Genomic DNA, 16,358 nt, shown 5'->3' with positions numbered 1-16,358 from the left:
CTTATTTGGACATCGGCAGCACCAGCGGTGAGCAGGCGATCAGGTAGCTGAACGAGCTTAAGCGGGCGACGGCGCCGAAAAGAACTGCTGCCTACCGACTACTCACTGGAGAACGAGCTACCATGGGGGCTTTCAACAGATAATTCATCCATGGATCTGTACGAGCTAGAAGAAGGCGATGTGCTGACGATCAGCCTGGATCAGGCCCACCGTCGTTTCGAAATAGTGGTGCGTACCAAGGACGGAAGCTGCTACGCGCTGTCGGCATGGAATCAAGGCGCAACGCGGATCGAGGTCACCTTCGGTGAGGTCCGTATGCGAGGCAACCTGACGAATCGGCACAACATGGGCGTGCTCGGCGAGCTCGAGAGCATCGGCGGTTCCGATGGCGTGCTGGTGCTCGAAGGCGATTTCGGCGACATCACCATCAAGGCGGATACCGTCGCCGTCCGGAAGCTGGACTAGCCGGCGATTAAGGGCCCTCGCGATCGGCCTCGGACACGAACAATCCGATACGCTTTTTCTTCTTTTTCACGACCGCAGTCTGCTCCTGCGCCGGCTTGGCGGCAGGCGGCGGCGCGACGGGCAATGGAAAGCCGAGGAAGACCATCACGAGGAAGATCGGCAGCAGCAGATAGAACAGCGGCCGCTTCCAGTTGAGTTTTTGCTTGAGCATGGCCGGCACGTGGGAACGTGCTGCCATAAATACAAGAGCCCGCCTTACCCAAGGCGGGTAATCTGCAGGCAGGGCTGCGAGCGCTCAGGCCGCAGCCGCTTTGCCGCGCGCCTGCTGCACCCGCTGGAACAACCCGCCCAAGGTCAATCCCTCGTGCCAGATCTCGTCGAGCATCAGGCCGTACTTGTCGCGCAGCGCCTTCGCCAGCGCTTCGAGCTCCTGCGCGTCCGGCAGCCGGCGGGTCGGCTTGACGGCGCGGTAGATGCCGAGCACTTCGTCGTCGGGGCGGAAGTGCAGCTTTTCGCTGTCACGGCAGGAAAAGGCCGACACGAACACCGACAGGAAGTCGCGAATGTCTTTACGGGAAGCGGCGGGGAATGAGCTGCGCCAGGCCCGGCCCTGGGAGGGGCGGTAACGCAAGGCGTTGGGCAGTTGCCAACCATGGAATGCCGCCCAGGCGAGCGCGGCAAGGATGAGGACCACGAAAATACTCATGGAGTTGAGTGTAGCACGCGTTCGCGGGGCCGGCGCACGACAGAAATGCATATGTCTCGCACGCGTAATAACCCAGCGGTAATGTCCACGCGGTACAATCTCATACTGGGCACAAGAGGCGGACGCGCGCAATGGCGTCGGTCTCGCGCATGCTAAGCTTCGACCCCGCCGCACCTCTACAACTCATCCATTACCACCTTCATCGCCGAACAAGTTAGGACTTCATGGATATCGTTCTCGCCATCAAGGCGATCATCATGGGCCTGGTCGAGGGCTTCACCGAGTTCCTCCCGATCTCTTCCACCGGCCACCTGATCCTGGCGGGCAGCCTGCTCAATTTCACCGGCGACAAGGTCAAGGTCTTCGAAATCGCGATCCAGGCCGGCGCCATGCTGGCCGTGATCTGGGAATACCGCCAGCGCATCGCCAATGTGGCCACCGGCCTGGGCTCGGATCCGAAGCAGCGCAAGTTCGTGACGAACCTGATCATCGCCTTCATCCCGGCGGCCGTGCTCGGCTTCCTGTTCAACGAGACGATCAAGGCGGAACTGTTCTCGCCGGTGCCGGTCGCGACCGCCTTCATCGTCGGCGGCCTGATCATCCTGTGGGTGGAACGCCGCCATACCGGCGACAAGCACGTGGCGCGCGTGGAAAGCGTGGACGACATGAGCCCGCTCGATGCCCTCAAGGTAGGTGTCGCCCAGGCCTTCGCCCTGATTCCCGGCACCAGCCGTTCCGGCGCGACCATTATTGGCGGCATGCTGTTCGGCCTGTCGCGCAAGGCCGCAACCGAATTTTCCTTCTTCCTGGCGATCCCGACATTGCTCTCTGCCACCGTGTACTCGGTGGTGAAGGAGCGTCACCTGCTGTCGATGGCCGACATCCCGATGTTCGGCCTGGGCGGCCTGGCCGCTTTCGGCTCGGCCTTCCTGTGCGTGCGCTGGCTGCTGCGCTACATCAGCACCCACGACTTCACGATCTTCGCCTGGTACCGTATCGTATTCGGACTCCTCGTTCTCGTGACCGCGCACTTCGATCTGGTGACCTGGGCGGAATAACCATCCAGCAGCTATTTCAGTAAGAACAATTTCAGCATGACTTCCGAGCTTCAAGCGCGCGCGCTGCACGTCCTCGAGACGGTCTTCGGCTATCCCGCCTTCCGCGGGCAGCAAGCCGAGATCGTCGAACACGTGGCGGGCGGCGGCGACGCCCTCGTCCTGATGCCCACCGGCGGCGGCAAGTCGCTGTGCTACCAGATCCCCGCGCTGCTGCGCGACGGGGTCGGCGTGGTCGTGTCTCCGCTCATCGCGCTGATGCAGGACCAGGTGGATGCGCTGGAAGAAGTCGGCGTGCGCGCCGCCTTCCTCAACTCCACGCAGACCTTCGAAGAAACCCTGCGCATCGAGCGCCTGGTGCGCAATGGCGAGATCGACCTCGTCTACGTGGCGCCCGAGCGCCTGTTGACGCAGCGCTGCCTGGAGCTGTTCGACGCTTCGCCGATCGCCCTGTTCGCCATCGACGAGGCGCACTGCGTCTCGCAGTGGGGCCACGACTTCCGGCCCGAGTACATCCGCCTGTCGGTCCTGCACGAGCGCTACCCCAACATCCCGCGCATCGCCCTCACCGCGACCGCCGACCAGCAGACCCGCGCCGAAATCGCGCACCGCCTGCAGCTCGACGATGCGCGCCAGTTCGTCTCGTCGTTCGACCGCCCGAACATCCGCTATTCCATCGTCGAGAAGACCACCGGCCGCAAGCAGCTGATCGATTTCATCTCGAGCGAGCACCCGCAGGATTCCGGCATCGTCTACTGCCTGTCGCGTAAAAAAGTCGAGGAAACCGCCGACTTCCTGAACGAGAACGGCATCCGCGCCCTGCCCTACCACGCCGGCATGGAGCACAGCGTACGCGCCGCCAACCAGTCGCGTTTTCTCCGCGAAGACAACATCACGATGGTGGCGACGATCGCCTTCGGCATGGGCATCGACAAGCCGGACGTGCGCTACGTCTGCCACCTCGACCTCCCCAAGAGCATCGAGGGCTACTACCAGGAGACCGGCCGCGCCGGCCGCGACGGCGCGCCCGCCAGCGCCTGGATGGCCTATGGTTTGCAGGACGTGGTGCTGCAGCGCCGGATGATCGACGAATCCGAGGCCGACGAGACCTTCAAGCGCGTGCTGTCGATGAAGCTCGACGCCATGCTCGGCCTGTGCGAAACGCTCAGCTGCCGGCGCATGCGCCTGCTGGATTACTTCGGCGAACGCTCCGGCCCCTGCGGCAATTGCGACACCTGCCTGATTCCGCCGGTGCAGGTCGACGGCACGGTGCCGATGCAAAAGCTGCTGTCCACCGTCTATCGCGTCGACCAGCGCTTTGCGGCCGGCCACGTGATCGACGTGCTGCGCGGCGCCCAGACCGAACGCATCAGCCAGTGGCACCACGACAAACTGACCGTCTATGGCGTCGGCGCCGACCGCTCCGAACAGGAGTGGCGCGCCATCGTGCGCCAGGCGATCGCGCTCGGCTTCGTCACGGTCGACCACGACGCCTTCAGTTCCCTCAAGCTGACCGATGCCGCACGCCCGGTGCTCAAGGGAGAACAAAAAGTGCAGCTGCGCCAGTACCAGAAACCGGTCAAGGCCAAGCGGCCCTCGTCGCGCAGCAGCGGCTACGAGGAAATGGAGCTGTCGCGCTCCGAGCAGCAGATCTTCGAGCGCCTGCGCTCCTGGCGCATGGGCACCGCGCGCGAACACGGCGTGCCGGCCTATGTCGTGTTCCAGGATGCGACCCTGCGCGAGATCGCCAAGGTCAAGCCGGCCTCGATCGACGCGCTGCGCGGCGTGTCCGGCGTGGGCGAGAAGAAGCTGGTGTCCTACGGCGACGAAATCGTCGCCATCATCAACGAGATGATGTAGTGTCTTGGATTGATTCAATTCAATCCAAGACACCATGGCAATTCCGACACCCACTCCCACCAGCACCACCGCCGCGCCTTCCAAGGATGGCGCCGACGCTTACGTTCCCGTGAATGTCCCGGGGCTGCAAAGCTTCGTCTTCGCGCTGTTCTTCGTCTTCGGCGGCATCACGAGCCTGAACGACGTGATCATCCCGAAACTGAAGGACCTGTTCACCCTCAGCTACGCCCAGGCGATGCTGGTGCAGTCGGCCTTCTTCGCCGCCTACTTCTTCGTCTCGATCCCGGCGGCGGCCATCGTCCAGCGCATCGGCTACATGCGCTCGGCCGTGGTGGGCCTGGTGACGATGGCGGTGGGCTGCCTGCTGTTCATCCCGGCTTCCTACTCCGGCGTGTTCGTGACCTTCCTGCTGGCGCTGTTCGTGCTGGCCTCGGGCATCACCATCGTGCAGGTGGTGGCCAACCCGCTGATCTCGATGCTGGGCAAGCCGCAGACGGCATCGAGCCGCCTGACCTTCGCCCAGGCCTTCAACTCGCTCGGCACCACCGTCTTTCCGTATGTCGGCGCGATCCTGATCCTGGGTTCGCTCGCCACGGTCGACGTCACCACCCTGAGCGGCGCGGCGCTCGACGCCTACCGCCAGGAAGAGACGCGCGTGGTGGTCAACACCTATATCGGCCTGGCGATCGCGCTGGGCCTGCTGGCCTTCGCCGTGTGGCTGAACCGCCGCAAGCTGGTGGAGACGGCGGCGCCGACGGAAAGCATCCTGCAGGCCTTCGACTTGCTCAAGCAGCCGCGCTTCGCGCTCGGCGCGCTGTGCATCTTCCTGTATGTGGGTGCGGAAGTAGCGATCGGCTCGATCATCGTGAACTACCTGATGGAGTCGCAGGTGCTGGGGCTTGGCGCCGAGGAAGCAGGCAAGCACGTGCCGCTGTACTGGGGCGGCGCGATGATCGGCCGCTTCATCGGCGCGGGCCTCCTGCGCCTGGTCGCGCCGGGCAAGGTGCTGGCCTTCGCCGCGCTCGCGACCATCGGCCTGCTGCTGGTGTCGGGCCTGTCCACCGGCGCGCTCTCCGGCTGGTCGCTGCTGGCCATCGGCCTGTTCAACTCGATCATGTTCCCGACCATCTTCACCCTCGCCTGCGAAGGGCTGGGCAAGCGCGCGGCGGAAGGTTCGGGGCTGCTGTGCGTGGCGATCGTGGGCGGCGCCATCGTGCCGCTCCTGATGGGCCATGTGGCCGACGAGGCCGGCCTGAAGATGTCGCTGGTGGTGCCGGCGATCTGTTATGCGGTGATCCTGTACTTCGGCTGGTACGCGCGCAGGTCCCAGGTAGCGGTCTCGTAGGGGTGATTTGGTCCAGTGGACCAAATCACGGTCTCCCGTCCGCGCGTTCAACGACACTGTGAATCGTCGCGCCGCGTCAATTCATCGGTGATTTGAACGCGCGGACGGCGAAGCCGTCCACCCTACGGCAACCCGGCGACAGCCGGGTTATTTTTTGGTGAAGACGAGATCCCACACCCCGTGGCCCAGCTTGATGCCACGATTCTCGAACTTGGTCAACGGACGGTATTCCGGCTGCGGCGCATAGCCCTCGGCCGTGTTCTGCAGCTGCGGCTCCTTGCCCAGCACGTCCAGCATCTGCACCGCGTAGTCTTCCCAGTCGGTCGCGCAATGGATATAGCCGCCCGGCGCCAGCTTGTCGCACAGGACCTTCACGAATGGCGGCTGGATCAGGCGGCGCTTGTTGTGGCGCGCCTTGTGCCAGGGGTCGGGGAAGAACACGTGCACGCCGGCCAGCGAGCCGTCGGCGATCATGTGGTTCAGCACCTCGACCACGTCGTGCTGGATCAGGCGCAAATTTGTAATGCCCTGCTCGCCGATCTGCTTGAGCAAGCTGCCCACGCCCGGCGTGTGCACCTCGACACCGATGAAATCCTTCTCCGGCATCAGGCGCGCGATGTGCGCGGTGGTGTCGCCCATGCCGAAGCCGATCTCCAGGATCACCGGCGCCTTGCGGCCGAAGGCGGCCTCAAGGTCCAGCGCTTCGCGCTTGTACTCGACCAGGTACTTCGGTCCCAGCTCTTCCAGCGCGCGCGCCTGCGCCGTCGACAGGCGGCCGGCCCGCGTGACGAAGCTACGGATGCGGTGTTCGGTCGGATCGTAAAGCATTTGCCGCGCCGGGCCGTTGTTGGGAGGCTTTTCAAGAGACATGGGAAGAAGAGGTGAGGAAAAACGGCTGTCATTATAGCCCAGGCGCCAACGTGCGAAGCGCCGCGCCGGAATCGCGCATAATCAGGTTTTCCCTTGCCGAGCCCAGGAAGCGCCCGCCATGCATTCGCTGAAACACCCGATCGCCATCGACGAGAACGTCGCCACCGCCCACCTGACGTCCATCCACTACGGCAGCCCGGGCAGCGGCAAGAAGGTCTACATCCAGGCCGCCGTGCACGCCGACGAGGTGCCGGCCATGCTGGTGGCCCACCTGCTGCGCCAGGAATTCGATCGCCTCGATGCCGAAGGGAAGGTCAAGGGCGAGATCATCCTGGTGCCGGCGGCCAACCCCATCGGCCTGTCCCAGGTCATCCACGGCGCCCCCTTCGGCCGCTACCACCTGCCGACCGGGATCAACTTCAACCGCATGTACCTGCACGTCGCCGACGCGCTGAAGAAGTCGCTCGACGGCCGGCTGGGAAGCGACATCGACGCCAACGTGCTTCTCATCCGCGAGGAAGCGCGCCAGCAGGTCTCCCTGTGGGAACCGAAGGACGACGTCGAGACGCTCAAGAAGACCCTGCTGTCGATGGCGATCGACGCCGACATCGTGCTCGACCTACACTGCGACAACGAAGCGCTGATGCACATGTACACCGGCACGCCACTGGTGGAGACGGTCGCCCCACTCACCGCCTTGCTCGGCGCGCGCGTGCTGCTGGTCGCCAAGGCCTCGGGCGGCGAAGCCTTCGACGAAGCCTGCAGCCGCCTGTGGTGGGACCTGGCCGACCATTTCGAGGGCACGGCGATCCCGCCGGCCTGCGCCGCCGTCACCGTCGAGCTGCGCGGCGAGAACGACGTGCGCTACGACTACGCGCGCGCCGACGCCCAGGCCATCCTGCAATACCTCGGCCATGCGGGCGTGCTCGACATTCCCCTGCTGCCGCTGCCGGAAACGCCCTGCCGAGCGACGCCGCTGAACGCCGTCGAACCGCTGGCCGCGCCGCACGCCGGGGTGCTGGTCTTCCACAAGCGGCTGGGCGATATGGTCGAGGCGGGCGAGCCGGTGGCGGACATCGTCAATCCGGTGACCGGGCAGGTGACGACCTTATCCTCTGGCCATGCCGGGCTGCTGTTCGCCAGTACGGCGCATCGGCATTTGCTGCGGGGCATGCACGTTTGCAAGATCGCGGGGACGGAGTCGTTCCGGTCGGGTGATCTACTGAGCGCCTGAAGAACGTCGTCGGTCTCTTGCCGGTAACCTGAACGCAAACACGACAGTAATCAGTGCCAGGGGCGGAAGCACCCAACCCTGCGCCGCTCGCAACTCGAACAGCGTCGCGCTGCTGATCGCACACCACGCCAAGGGGATGAGCCAAAGCGCCCATGGTGCGCGCCAGAACAGCAATGCTCCGAGCGTGGCGACGACAGTCGGATCGGGCGCGAGCCCGAAGACTTCCGCCTGCATCAGGCTGCGTCCGGCGAGCGGCGCAAGCAGAGGATAGGCCAGGGCTGCGATCATCAGGGACCGTGCAAGCCAGCTCTGGACGCCTGCTACCGGCTGCGCTGCCGTGCGCAGCGCCATCCAGGCCAGCAGCACAGCCTGCACACCGAATCCGGCAGCGAACCATGGCGCGCCCGTGTTGATGTCCGCGTAGCGCTCGAGGTGATAAGCCCAGCCGACCCAGGCCCAGGCCAGCGCCGGCGCGGCGAATGCGGCGCGGGATGCCGCCGCGCGCGGCTTCAGCATGCAGGCAAGCAGCAGCACCCCGGCCGCCAGCGCCAGGAGATGCAGCGGCCACAGCTCCCGGTTCATCAGCGCGAACTGGCGGTAGTAGCTCCTCGCCGAGAACATCAAAAAATCCGATAGCGAATAGGTCCACCACTCGCTCATGCCAGCCTTTCGACATCCTGCACGATCCGGCGGCGCAACGCCTCGTCGGGCAGCGCGCCGGTTGCAGCGAGCAGGTTCTCGCGCACGTGGGCGACCTGCGAGGTGGCAGGAATCGCGCACGTCACCGCCGGATGCGCGACGATGAACTTGAGCAGGGCCTGTGCCCAGCTGCCGCACCCGAGCTCCGCGGCCCAGCCGGGCAGGCGCTTGCCGCTGAGTGCCGCAGTGAGGTCGCCCTGGCGGAAGGGCCGGTTGACGATCACGCCGATGCGGCGCTCGCGCGCCAACGGCAGGATGCGCTGCTCGACCTCCCGGTCGAGCGGGTTGTAGGAGACCTGCACGAAGTCGATCGGCTGGCTCGCCATGATCTTCTCGATCTCGCCATGGCGCCGCCCTTCCGAGGTCGTGATGCCGACGTAGCGCAGCTTGCCCTCCTTCTTCATGCGCAGCAGCATGGGCAAGTGGGCTTCCCACCCCAAGAGATTATGCACCTGCAGCAGGTCGAAGCGCGGCACGCGCCACAGGCGGCGCGAGGCTTCCGCCTGGCCTGGTCCCTGCTCGCCGGAGCCGATCCAGACCTTGTCGGCCGAGAACAGCTGGGCCGGACGCAGTTTCGCCACGGCCTCGCCGATGACGTCCTGCGCCGAGCCGTACATGGGAGAGGAATCGATGAGCCGCCCGCCGCCCGCGAAGAAGGCACGCATGACTTCCTGGCATTCGGCGCGCGCCTGTGGGTCGCGGCCGACGTTGAAGGTGATCCAGCTCCCCAGGCCGACCAGGGGAATCTGCTCGCCGGACGAGGGAATCGCGCGCGTCAGGAGTGCGGGACGGCCTTGTGGCTGGGCGGTGGCGATGGCCGGCAGGACTGCGAGCGTGGCCAGCACGCGGCGGCGGATACGGAAGTCGGACTGCATGGCGGGCGCTCCCTCCCTGGCGTGGCGGATAGGATGCCAGCATACCGCGTCCCGGAATTCACATGCGCATCCATCGCCTTGGCCGGCTGCTCGCCGGCACAGTCCTGCTGGCGGCCCTGCCCGCCATTCCGGCGCCCGCCTCGCGCCCCCCGTCCTGGCTGCCGGTCGTGGAGATCGCCAGGGGCGGCGGCACCAGGGGACCGTGGCGCCAGAACGACTCGCACTACGACTACGTCGACGACGCCACCGCCGTTTTCCTTCCTGGTGGGGCGCTGGCGGTCGCGTGGGTCGACCAGCGGCGCAAGGAAGTCCTGCTGCGCGTGCTCGATGCGAACGGCAAGCCGCGGGGTGAACCGGTTGACGTCTCGCGCAGCCCGGCGACCTTCTCGTGGATGCCGCGCCTGGCCCGCGGCGAGGAAGGCGCGCTCCACGTGCTCTGGCAGGAGATTATCTTCTCAGGAGGCTCGCACGGCGGCGACATCCTGTTCGCGCGCTCGCCTGACGGCGGGCGCACCTTTTCAACGCCGCTGAACCTGTCGGCATCCAGGGGCGGCGACGGCAAGGGACGCTTAACGCGCGACATCTGGTCGAACGGCAGCCTGGACATCGCGGCCGGCCCGAACTGCAGCGTGATCGCCGCCTGGACCGAGTACGACGGCGCGCTGTGGCTGGCGCGCTCGCGCAACAAGGGCGGCAGCTTCATGGCGCCCCAGCGCATCGCGGGCACGGCCTCTTCTCCGGCGCGCGGCCCGGCGCTCGCCGTCGGCGACGGGGGCCTGGTCTACCTTGCCTGGACCGTCGGCGAAGATGCGGACGCCGACATCCGCGTCGCCCGGTCGCGCGACGGCGGCGCCACCTTCGGGCCGCCGGTGCTCCTGGGTGCGCCGGCTGCGCGTGCGGATGCGCCGCGCCTGGCCCTCGGCCGCGGCGGCCGGCTGCATCTGGCGTACATGGAACAAGCCGGCAAGGATGCGCCGGCGATCCGCTACGCGCGCGCCGGCACGGACCTGCGTTTCGGCGCCGTGCGCACGCTGTCCACGCCTGGTAAGGGCGCGACGGCGCCCCAGCTTGCCGTCGACGGGCAGGGTCGCGTGCACCTCACCTGGGAACAGGTGGATCGCAAGGGCATGTGGCATGTGGTCGATGCGGGCGCCGGCTTCAGCGATCCCTCTTCCATTCCCGGCAGCGGAGACGCGCATGGCCGCAGCGGCAGCCAGCAGGGCATCCTGGGGAACAAGCTGGCCGCAGGCAGGGATGGCGCCATCGCGGTTGTCGACAGCAGCCTGGCCCAAGGGCGCGGCAGCAGGGTACGGCTGATGCGTGCGCAGGACGTCCGGTGAGCTAGGGCTGGAGGGCCGGCGCGTCGCTCGCCGCTGGGGGCGCCGGGTTCGCCTTGCCCGTCCAGCGCGTGTTGAGGTAAGTGCGTGCCGGGCGCTCGATCAGGTAGAAAGCCGCCAGCCCCACGGCGATCGACAGGGCGAGGCCCAGCAGCGGCGGCATGCCGCGCTGGTGAACCAACTGGTAAAAGGGCTGCTGCCAGAGATAGAGCGAGAACGACACCGTTCCCAGCCGGCGCAGCCATGCCTGCTCGAACATCGCGAGGATGAGGCGGGGCGCATGCGCCATCGTGTTGAGCGCCAGCGCCAGGGCGCCCCAGCCCAGCAGGACGCGTACACCCGGAGGGACGCTCCACCAGTGCGCGGCGACGCCGATCAGCAGCATGAGGGGCGCCATCCAGCGCCATGCCGGACGCATGCCGCCGTAGTGGAAGGCCAGCAGCGCAAAGCCTGAAAAGAGGATGCCGAAGGACGCCACTTCGGTGCGGAGAAATGCGTTCGAAGGCGCCAGCGCCGGCGCCAGGGAGACCACGCCCGTCGCCAGGATGACCAGTCCGAGCACGAGTCCCATCGCGGACAGGCCGCGACCGCCGCGCACGCGCGACCATCCCGCCGCGAGCGACAGGACCACATACGAATGCTCCTCGACGCTGAGGGACCAGATGTGCCCGAATGGCATGGTCCAGTTGTCCGTTACGAAGTAATTGTTCGTGAAGCTCATGGCCGGCAGCAGTTCGGCGAGCACGACCGGTTCGCCGAGCAGCAGGTAGATGCAGGTGATGGCGGCCAGGTAGACGGCGACCGACGGGAACACCCGTGCGATGCGGCGCCGGTAGAAGGCGCCGAACTCGGCGCGCTGGAGGAAGAGCACCCGCGCCATGAGCAGACCCGAGAGCACGAAGAACAGCGCGACGCCGACGGTACCGAAATTGATGCCGGCCACCGGAAAGAAGTGCCCGGTCAGCAGGCAAGCGATTGCCAGGCCGCGCCATCCGTCGAGGTAGGGAATGTGTGTGCTCATCGGGACTCTCCAGGAATGCGGTCATGCTAGCGACCGAACATTTCCTGCAGATGACATGCTGAGCGGCAACATACCTGCCTTGCCCTCGACGGACTGGAGCACGAGCAAACGAGGTGGGGGGAAGCGGTGGACTGTGCGGGGGAGATGGAACGGGCGTTCAGCCGCGAGGCACTGGAGCGGGTGAAGGGAATCGAACCCTCGTCTTAAGCTTGGGAAGCTCCTGCTCTACCATTGAGCTACACCCGCGTTGCCTGCATTCTACGCGGGTTTGGCTGGGGATGACAACCGAAGGCGCTCGCGATAGCCGGCCGGCGTGGCCCCGAATGTGCGCTTGAACAAAGCGATGAAGGTGCTCGGCGTCGAATAGCCGATCGCGGCCCAGGCGGCCCATGCTTCCAGGCTGCGCTCGTCGGACGGTTCGTCGAGGATGGCCCGCGCGATGCGCAGCAGGCCGAGGGGATCGACCGGCAGCGTACGGATCTCGTCAAGGATCACGCCGGCGATGCGCTCGCCACGTTCGTCCAGTTCGCCCGCCGGCCAGGCCGCCGCGCGCAGCACGGCCTCGCGCAGCAGTGGGCACCACGCCGGAACTGCTCGATCAGCTGGCGGAGAACGGCAAGCGGCCCAGGACCGCCATCGTGGTGGCAGTCGACGAAGTGCTGTTCTATTGCGGCAAAGCGATCAACCGCGCCGGCCTGTGGAAGCCGGAATCGCACATCGATCGCGCCAGCCTGCCGGCGGACCGCAATAAAGCGGCCCGGCTCGACGCGCATTACAGCCACGCGGTGCGCCGCGATCTCTACGGTTGAGGATCTGCCTATTCCGGCTGCTCGACGGTATAGCCTTTCGCCGCCAGCGCGGCCACCAGGCCCTTCGGATCGAGCAGGTCCTTGATCGACAGCAGCGCGAAGGTCGATTCGTTCTTCTCCAGCGCCGCTTGCGCATTCGCGAGCCACAGCGCGCGCATGCGCGGTTCGGCCTCCTTGAAGGAAGGGTGGTCGCGCAGCGCCGCGTTGTTGCGCATGACGTTGCTGCAGCTTTCCTGGTGGTCGACGAAGTCGAGCTTGCGGATGCCCGCGATATCGCCCTTGGCCCATGCATTCGCGCGGACACGCATCGCGTCGATGTCGGTCTCCAGCCGCGTCAAGGTATCGGCGAAGCAGGCCAGGTCCTCGAGCGGCGCCTTCTTGAATTCCTTCAGGATGGCGCGCGGGTTGTCGACCTTGATGTCGACGGTGGAGCGGGTGACCTTGAGCTTGTTCTGGTCCACCATTTTCTCGATCTGCTTGCGCACCTCGATGCTGGTGGTAAGCCCGGCCTGGTGCAACGCGGCGCCGTACAGCTCATTGGCCACGATGATGGGGCGCTCCCGTTCCTTGTTCTTGGGCAGGTACTTTGCCTTGAGCGGCAGCCAGCGCGCGTACACCTCCGGCGGCAGGACGTCGCGCAGGGTGGCGTCGTCCGGATTCTTCTTGATGCCGATGAGCTGGGGCAGCGCCAGCGCGGTGGCGAAGATGGGCAGGTCGAGTTTCGCAGTGGGCGGCGCCAGGTATTCCTGCGAACGCTTGATGACGGCGTCGACCTCGTGCGAGCGCCAGTCCATCCTGATCGGCAGCGGAGAGTAGGTGCCGAAGATCCACAGCACGTGGCCGTCCTTCGACACCTTCCACATGCCGGGGCCGGGCTTCTGCCCGACCACCAGGATCTGTTCCGGCGCCGGCGGTGCGCCATCTGCGGGGACAGCCTCGGGTTCGGACTGGGCCCAGGACGGCGCGGCCCACGACGACAGGCATAGTGCGATGATGAGCAGGCGTTTGAGCATCGGGACATCCTTCTTGTTGGTGTCCGCCAAGCGTAGTGCCGCAAGATGAGCCGATGCTTAAATAAGCCCGTAAGCCGCGATTCCATGCGCGGCGCATGAACGCCGGAGATGCGCCCCTGCCCTTACGCCGCCTGCAGGGACAGCCTTGCCGGCGCCGCGGCCAGCGTGCCCGGCCGGGCTTCGTCCGCCGCCTCGAGCCTGAATTCGCCCACCAGGGCGACCAGCGTGGCGGCCTGCTCCTGCAGGCTTTCCGCCGCGGCGGCCGCTTCCTCGACCAGGGCCGCGTTCTGCTGGGTCACGCCGTCCATCTGCACGATGGCCTGGTTGACCTGGCCGATGCCGGCGCTCTGCTCGGTGCTGGCCGCGCTGATCTCGGCGACGATGTCGCTGACGCGGCGCACGCTCGACACCACGTCGTGCATGGTCTTGCCGGCTTCCTCGACCAGCATGGTCCCCATGCTGACCTTGTCGACCGAGTCGCCGATCAGGGACTTGATCTCCCTGGCCGCGCTGGCGGAGCGTTGAGCCAGGTTGCGCACCTCGGTCGCCACCACGGCGAAGCCGCGGCCCTGCTCGCCGGCGCGCGCCGCCTCGACGGCCGCATTCAGCGCCAGGATATTGGTCTGGAAGGCGATGCCGTCGATGACGCCGATGATGTCTACCACCTTCTTCGATGCGTCGCTGATCGAGGCCATGGTGTCGACCACCTGGGCCACCACCTCGCCGCCGCGCGCAGCGATGTCGCTGGCGGAGCCGGCCAGCTGCTTGGCCTGGCGGGCGTTGTCGGCGTTCTGCTTCACGGTGCTGTTCAGTTCTTCCATCGACGCCGCGGTTTCCTCAAGCGCGCCGGCCTGCTGTTCGGTGCGCACCGACAGGTCGGCATTGCCCTGGCGGATCTCGCCGGACGCCACCGCCACCGCGTCGGAGCTGGTGCGCACGCGCGCCAGCACGTCCTGGATCTTGGCCACGAAGACGTTGAAGCCGCGCGCGATTTCCGCCAGCTCGTCGTTGCCGCGCACTTCCAGGCGGGCGCTCAGGTCGGCGTTGCCGCCCGAGAGCTCGGTCATCGCGTGGCCCAGCACGCGCAGCGGACGGGTCAGGCGGCGCAGCACCGTCACCATCACGAACACGGCGGCCACGGCGCACAGCACCGAGACCAGCGCCGCGTAGCCGGCCAGCTCGCGCGCCGGCGCGGTCGCTACGCTGTGCGGAAAGGTCAGCGAGATGGCCCAGGGTGCGATATCGGGCGAGATGCGCAGCGGCTGCAGCACGTGCACCAGGCCCTGGGCGTCGCGGTATTCGTAGGACTTGCCCTGGGCGACCGCGGCCAGCGCCTCGGCCGGCAGGTCGTCGGCCTTCTTGCCGTTGCGGGCGTGATCCTTGTTGCTGGCGTACAGGCCGCGGTTCGAGACCAGGGACAGCGTGCCCTGGTCCATGATCTTCATCTCGGCCAGCATCGCGCCGAGCTTGGTGAGCTGGAAGTCGCCGGTGACCGCACCCTTGAACTGGCCGTTCACGCGGATCGGCGCGGCCAGCGAAGCGATCAGCACGTCCTTGCCGGCGATCGGGTACAGATAGGGCTCGGTGAAGTGCGAGCGGCCGCTGGCCTTCGGCACGTCGTACCAGTCGTTGCCGCCGGGGGTGGTCACGAACACGATGGGCTCGACGTTCACCTTGCCGTCCGGCGTACGCGACCAGTAGGGCATGTAGCGGCCGGTGGCATCGTACAGCGGCGCCTGGCCGGCGAACTCCGCGTCGCGGCCGTCCAGCGCATCCGGCTCGTAGGCGGCCGAGCTGCCGATGAAGTCTTCCGAACCGACCAGCGTCGCGCGCACCAGGGCGCCCACCTGCTCGCGCGTCAGCGCCTGTCCGCCATCCTGCATGGCGCCCAGCGTGGTGGCGACGCTTTCCAGCGTGGCCAGGTTGGCGGCGATGCGGCTCTTGAGCAGGGCCGACGCCTCCAGCGTCAGGGTGCGCGCTTCGCGCATCGCCGACTCCTCGGCGCTGGCGCTGTTCTTGACCGCGATGAAGGCGGAGGTCACGCCCATGCTCGCCACCACCAACATGGTGGCGGTGATGCAGATCTTGGCGGTCAGGGACAGCGAATTGAGGGAAAAGGAGGCGCGGCGCGTGCTGCCGGTGTGCTTGTTCATGGTCGTCTATCGCGTGTCAGAAGGTGCGGGTGAGGTTAACGGTGAAGGTGCCCTTGGCGGGATTCGAATAGGCGACCGCGCCGTCTGCGCGCGCCACGCCGGTGGTGTAGCGGTCGTAGGCGTCGGTGGCGCCCCAGGCGCGGGTATAGGCGGCGCCGAGGCTCCAGCCTGCGCCGACGGTCCTGGTCACGCCGGCCTTCGCGTCGCGCCAGTCCCAGACCTCGTTGCCGGCGCCGGCGACGCGGCCGTCGCCCAGGTGCAGGTTGAGCGTCCAGCCGCCGCCCAGGTCGTGGTTGGCGCCCACGTCCAGGTAGCCGGTGCCGCGCGCGTTCGCGATGCCGAAGAAGTCGCGCGACACGGTGCGGTAGTACTTCGCATACAGGGACTTGTAGCCCAGGCCGGGCGCCAGTTCGGTGTAGTCGAATTTCGTGCCGGTGGCGCCGATGCGCGCGCCCGGGTAGCGGTAGTGCACCGCCGTCAGGCTGTAGCCGAGGGGACCGAGCGTGCCGGCGTAGCCGCCATACAGGTCCCATTCGATGCGCCCGCCTTCGATGAAGCGGTCGCTGACGGTCGAGGCCCAGGCGCCGGCCGACCAGCCGCTCGCGTGGACGGCGTCGAAACCGGCTTGCAGTGCGGGGCGGCCCCAGGTCTGGCGCATGCCGCGCGACACGTACTGCGAGGCCAGGGTGAGCGTGGCGCTCGTGGTCAGCGCCGGCGCGGTGGAGGTGGCGGCGTCGCCCGCCTGGGCGACGCAGGTGACTGGCGCCAGCAAAAATGCCGGCAGGAGCCGGATGCACAGGGAAGTCATGGAAGTCTCGTCAAGATCCGGCGGGGCGTCATGGCGCCTCCGCTCGCTCAGCAATTAGTGCCGTACGGAAATTTTACGTGACGAATGTGAATATTCACGAAAATGTAA

At 66.8% G+C, this 16,358-nt stretch carries 17 protein-coding genes and 1 tRNA gene; 7 read left to right on the top strand and 11 right to left on the bottom strand.

Annotated features, from left to right (window positions below):
* Positions 1-150: 150 nt before the first annotated feature.
* Positions 151-465, top strand: a complete 315-nt coding sequence (locus tag ACQ7JA_RS20895; protein WP_430901289.1) for a hypothetical protein — start codon at positions 151-153, stop codon at positions 463-465.
* 7 nt (positions 466-472) lie between these two features.
* Here ACQ7JA_RS20895 and ACQ7JA_RS20890 read toward each other — a convergent pair whose 3' ends face one another.
* Both ACQ7JA_RS20890 and ACQ7JA_RS20885 read right to left on the bottom strand, forming a co-directional pair.
* Positions 473-676 carry a hypothetical protein gene (locus ACQ7JA_RS20890; RefSeq protein WP_430901287.1) on the bottom strand — a complete coding sequence of 68 codons (204 nt, stop codon included), beginning with the start codon at positions 674-676 and terminating at the stop codon, positions 473-475.
* A gap of 84 nt (positions 677-760) precedes the next feature.
* Positions 761-1,171, bottom strand: coding sequence for a hypothetical protein (locus ACQ7JA_RS20885; protein WP_430901285.1), 411 nt, complete (start codon positions 1,169-1,171; stop codon positions 761-763).
* Between the two features lie 224 nt (positions 1,172-1,395).
* Between ACQ7JA_RS20885 and ACQ7JA_RS20880 the strand changes: the two genes are divergently transcribed.
* From ACQ7JA_RS20880 to ACQ7JA_RS20870, 3 genes are read left to right on the top strand one after another with little or no spacing between them, the layout of a single operon-like run.
* Complete coding sequence (locus ACQ7JA_RS20880; RefSeq protein WP_430901283.1) at positions 1,396-2,229, top strand: undecaprenyl-diphosphate phosphatase; 834 nt, start codon at positions 1,396-1,398, stop codon at positions 2,227-2,229.
* A gap of 36 nt (positions 2,230-2,265) precedes the next feature.
* Entirely contained in the window at positions 2,266-4,086 is a 1,821-nt protein-coding gene (gene recQ, locus ACQ7JA_RS20875) for a DNA helicase RecQ (protein WP_430901281.1), read from the top strand.
* A gap of 34 nt (positions 4,087-4,120) precedes the next feature.
* Complete coding sequence (locus ACQ7JA_RS20870; RefSeq protein WP_430901279.1) at positions 4,121-5,431, top strand: sugar MFS transporter; 1,311 nt, start codon at positions 4,121-4,123, stop codon at positions 5,429-5,431.
* A gap of 147 nt (positions 5,432-5,578) precedes the next feature.
* Here ACQ7JA_RS20870 and trmB read toward each other — a convergent pair whose 3' ends face one another.
* On the bottom strand, positions 5,579-6,259 hold the full coding sequence (gene trmB, locus ACQ7JA_RS20865; RefSeq protein WP_430901277.1) for a tRNA (guanosine(46)-N7)-methyltransferase TrmB: 681 nt from the start codon (positions 6,257-6,259) through the stop codon (positions 5,579-5,581).
* A 160-nt stretch (positions 6,260-6,419) separates the two neighbouring features.
* Between trmB and ACQ7JA_RS20860 the strand changes: the two genes are divergently transcribed.
* Complete coding sequence (locus tag ACQ7JA_RS20860; RefSeq protein ID WP_430901275.1) at positions 6,420-7,535, top strand: succinylglutamate desuccinylase/aspartoacylase family protein; 1,116 nt, start codon at positions 6,420-6,422, stop codon at positions 7,533-7,535.
* Here ACQ7JA_RS20860 and ACQ7JA_RS20855 read toward each other — a convergent pair.
* Positions 7,521-8,195, bottom strand: a complete 675-nt coding sequence (locus tag ACQ7JA_RS20855; RefSeq protein WP_430901273.1) for a DUF6064 family protein — start codon at positions 8,193-8,195, stop codon at positions 7,521-7,523. The two genes, ACQ7JA_RS20860 and ACQ7JA_RS20855, sit on opposite strands and share 15 nt — an antisense overlap.
* Positions 8,192-9,109: an aldo/keto reductase gene (locus ACQ7JA_RS20850; RefSeq protein WP_430901271.1), complete on the bottom strand. Its 918-nt coding sequence runs from the start codon at positions 9,107-9,109 to the stop codon at positions 8,192-8,194. Before ACQ7JA_RS20850 ends, ACQ7JA_RS20855 begins: the two co-directional genes overlap by 4 nt.
* Before the next feature lie 62 nt (positions 9,110-9,171).
* On the opposite strand from ACQ7JA_RS20850, the gene ACQ7JA_RS20845 reads away from it, so the two are divergent.
* Positions 9,172-10,449: a sialidase family protein gene (locus ACQ7JA_RS20845; protein ID WP_430901269.1), complete on the top strand. Its 1,278-nt coding sequence runs from the start codon at positions 9,172-9,174 to the stop codon at positions 10,447-10,449.
* Between the two features lies 1 nt (position 10,450).
* On the opposite strand, the gene ACQ7JA_RS20840 is transcribed toward ACQ7JA_RS20845, so the two are convergent.
* The 3 genes from ACQ7JA_RS20840 to ACQ7JA_RS20830 all read right to left on the bottom strand — a co-directional run bounded on the left by ACQ7JA_RS20840 (position 10,451) and on the right by ACQ7JA_RS20830 (position 12,025).
* Positions 10,451-11,467 carry an acyltransferase family protein gene (locus tag ACQ7JA_RS20840; RefSeq protein ID WP_430901267.1) on the bottom strand — a complete coding sequence of 339 codons (1,017 nt, stop codon included), beginning with the start codon at positions 11,465-11,467 and terminating at the stop codon, positions 10,451-10,453.
* A 172-nt stretch (positions 11,468-11,639) separates the two neighbouring features.
* Positions 11,640-11,713: transfer RNA gene (locus ACQ7JA_RS20835), tRNA-Gly, on the bottom strand.
* 12 nt (positions 11,714-11,725) lie between these two features.
* Positions 11,726-12,025: a hypothetical protein gene (locus tag ACQ7JA_RS20830; RefSeq protein WP_430901265.1), complete on the bottom strand. Its 300-nt coding sequence runs from the start codon at positions 12,023-12,025 to the stop codon at positions 11,726-11,728.
* Positions 12,026-12,039: 14 nt separating this feature from the next.
* Here ACQ7JA_RS20830 and ACQ7JA_RS20825 point away from each other — a divergent pair, with 14 nt between their 5' ends.
* Positions 12,040-12,276, top strand: coding sequence for a hypothetical protein (locus ACQ7JA_RS20825; protein ID WP_430901263.1), 237 nt, complete (start codon positions 12,040-12,042; stop codon positions 12,274-12,276).
* Positions 12,277-12,284: 8 nt separating this feature from the next.
* Here the strand turns inward: ACQ7JA_RS20825 and ACQ7JA_RS20820 are convergent, their stop codons facing one another.
* The 3 genes from ACQ7JA_RS20820 to ACQ7JA_RS20810 form a co-directional block, all read right to left on the bottom strand.
* Positions 12,285-13,289, bottom strand: a complete 1,005-nt coding sequence (locus tag ACQ7JA_RS20820; RefSeq protein WP_430901261.1) for a TraB/GumN family protein — start codon at positions 13,287-13,289, stop codon at positions 12,285-12,287.
* Positions 13,290-13,411: 122 nt separating this feature from the next.
* Positions 13,412-15,442, bottom strand: a complete 2,031-nt coding sequence (locus tag ACQ7JA_RS20815) for a methyl-accepting chemotaxis protein (protein WP_430901259.1) — start codon at positions 15,440-15,442, stop codon at positions 13,412-13,414.
* Positions 15,443-15,458: 16 nt separating this feature from the next.
* Positions 15,459-16,250 (bottom strand): TorF family putative porin, encoded by a 792-nt coding sequence (locus ACQ7JA_RS20810; RefSeq protein WP_430901257.1) that lies wholly within the window; start codon positions 16,248-16,250, stop codon positions 15,459-15,461.
* Positions 16,251-16,358 lie beyond the last annotated feature (108 nt).

Origin of the sequence: Massilia sp. BKSP1R2A-1 (genome assembly GCF_050586525.1) — a bacterium.
In the GTDB taxonomy this organism is placed as follows: domain Bacteria; phylum Pseudomonadota; class Gammaproteobacteria; order Burkholderiales; family Burkholderiaceae_D; genus Telluria.
This window is presented reverse-complemented; position numbering and strand designations above follow the sequence as displayed.

What these genes read in the sequence shown, in the direction of transcription:
- recQ (WP_430901281.1), top strand. Translation starts at nt 2,266, where the DNA reads ATGACTTCCGAGCTTCAAGCGCGCGCGCTGCACGTCCTCGAGACGGTC.
- ACQ7JA_RS20880 (WP_430901283.1), top strand. Translation starts at nt 1,396, where the DNA reads ATGGATATCGTTCTCGCCATCAAGGCGATCATCATGGGCCTGGTCGAG.
- ACQ7JA_RS20820 (WP_430901261.1), bottom strand. Translation starts at nt 13,289, where the DNA reads ATGCTCAAACGCCTGCTCATCATCGCACTATGCCTGTCGTCGTGGGCC.
- ACQ7JA_RS20855 (WP_430901273.1), bottom strand. Translation starts at nt 8,195, where the DNA reads ATGAGCGAGTGGTGGACCTATTCGCTATCGGATTTTTTGATGTTCTCG.
- trmB (WP_430901277.1), bottom strand. Translation starts at nt 6,259, where the DNA reads ATGCTTTACGATCCGACCGAACACCGCATCCGTAGCTTCGTCACGCGG.
- ACQ7JA_RS20895 (WP_430901289.1), top strand. Translation starts at nt 151, where the DNA reads ATGGATCTGTACGAGCTAGAAGAAGGCGATGTGCTGACGATCAGCCTG.
- ACQ7JA_RS20845 (WP_430901269.1), top strand. Translation starts at nt 9,172, where the DNA reads ATGCGCATCCATCGCCTTGGCCGGCTGCTCGCCGGCACAGTCCTGCTG.
- ACQ7JA_RS20815 (WP_430901259.1), bottom strand. Translation starts at nt 15,442, where the DNA reads ATGAACAAGCACACCGGCAGCACGCGCCGCGCCTCCTTTTCCCTCAAT.
- ACQ7JA_RS20885 (WP_430901285.1), bottom strand. Translation starts at nt 1,171, where the DNA reads ATGAGTATTTTCGTGGTCCTCATCCTTGCCGCGCTCGCCTGGGCGGCA.
- ACQ7JA_RS20860 (WP_430901275.1), top strand. Translation starts at nt 6,420, where the DNA reads ATGCATTCGCTGAAACACCCGATCGCCATCGACGAGAACGTCGCCACC.
- ACQ7JA_RS20810 (WP_430901257.1), bottom strand. Translation starts at nt 16,250, where the DNA reads ATGACTTCCCTGTGCATCCGGCTCCTGCCGGCATTTTTGCTGGCGCCA.
- ACQ7JA_RS20890 (WP_430901287.1), bottom strand. Translation starts at nt 676, where the DNA reads ATGCTCAAGCAAAAACTCAACTGGAAGCGGCCGCTGTTCTATCTGCTG.
- ACQ7JA_RS20850 (WP_430901271.1), bottom strand. Translation starts at nt 9,109, where the DNA reads ATGCAGTCCGACTTCCGTATCCGCCGCCGCGTGCTGGCCACGCTCGCA.
- ACQ7JA_RS20870 (WP_430901279.1), top strand. Translation starts at nt 4,121, where the DNA reads ATGGCAATTCCGACACCCACTCCCACCAGCACCACCGCCGCGCCTTCC.
- ACQ7JA_RS20840 (WP_430901267.1), bottom strand. Translation starts at nt 11,467, where the DNA reads ATGAGCACACACATTCCCTACCTCGACGGATGGCGCGGCCTGGCAATC.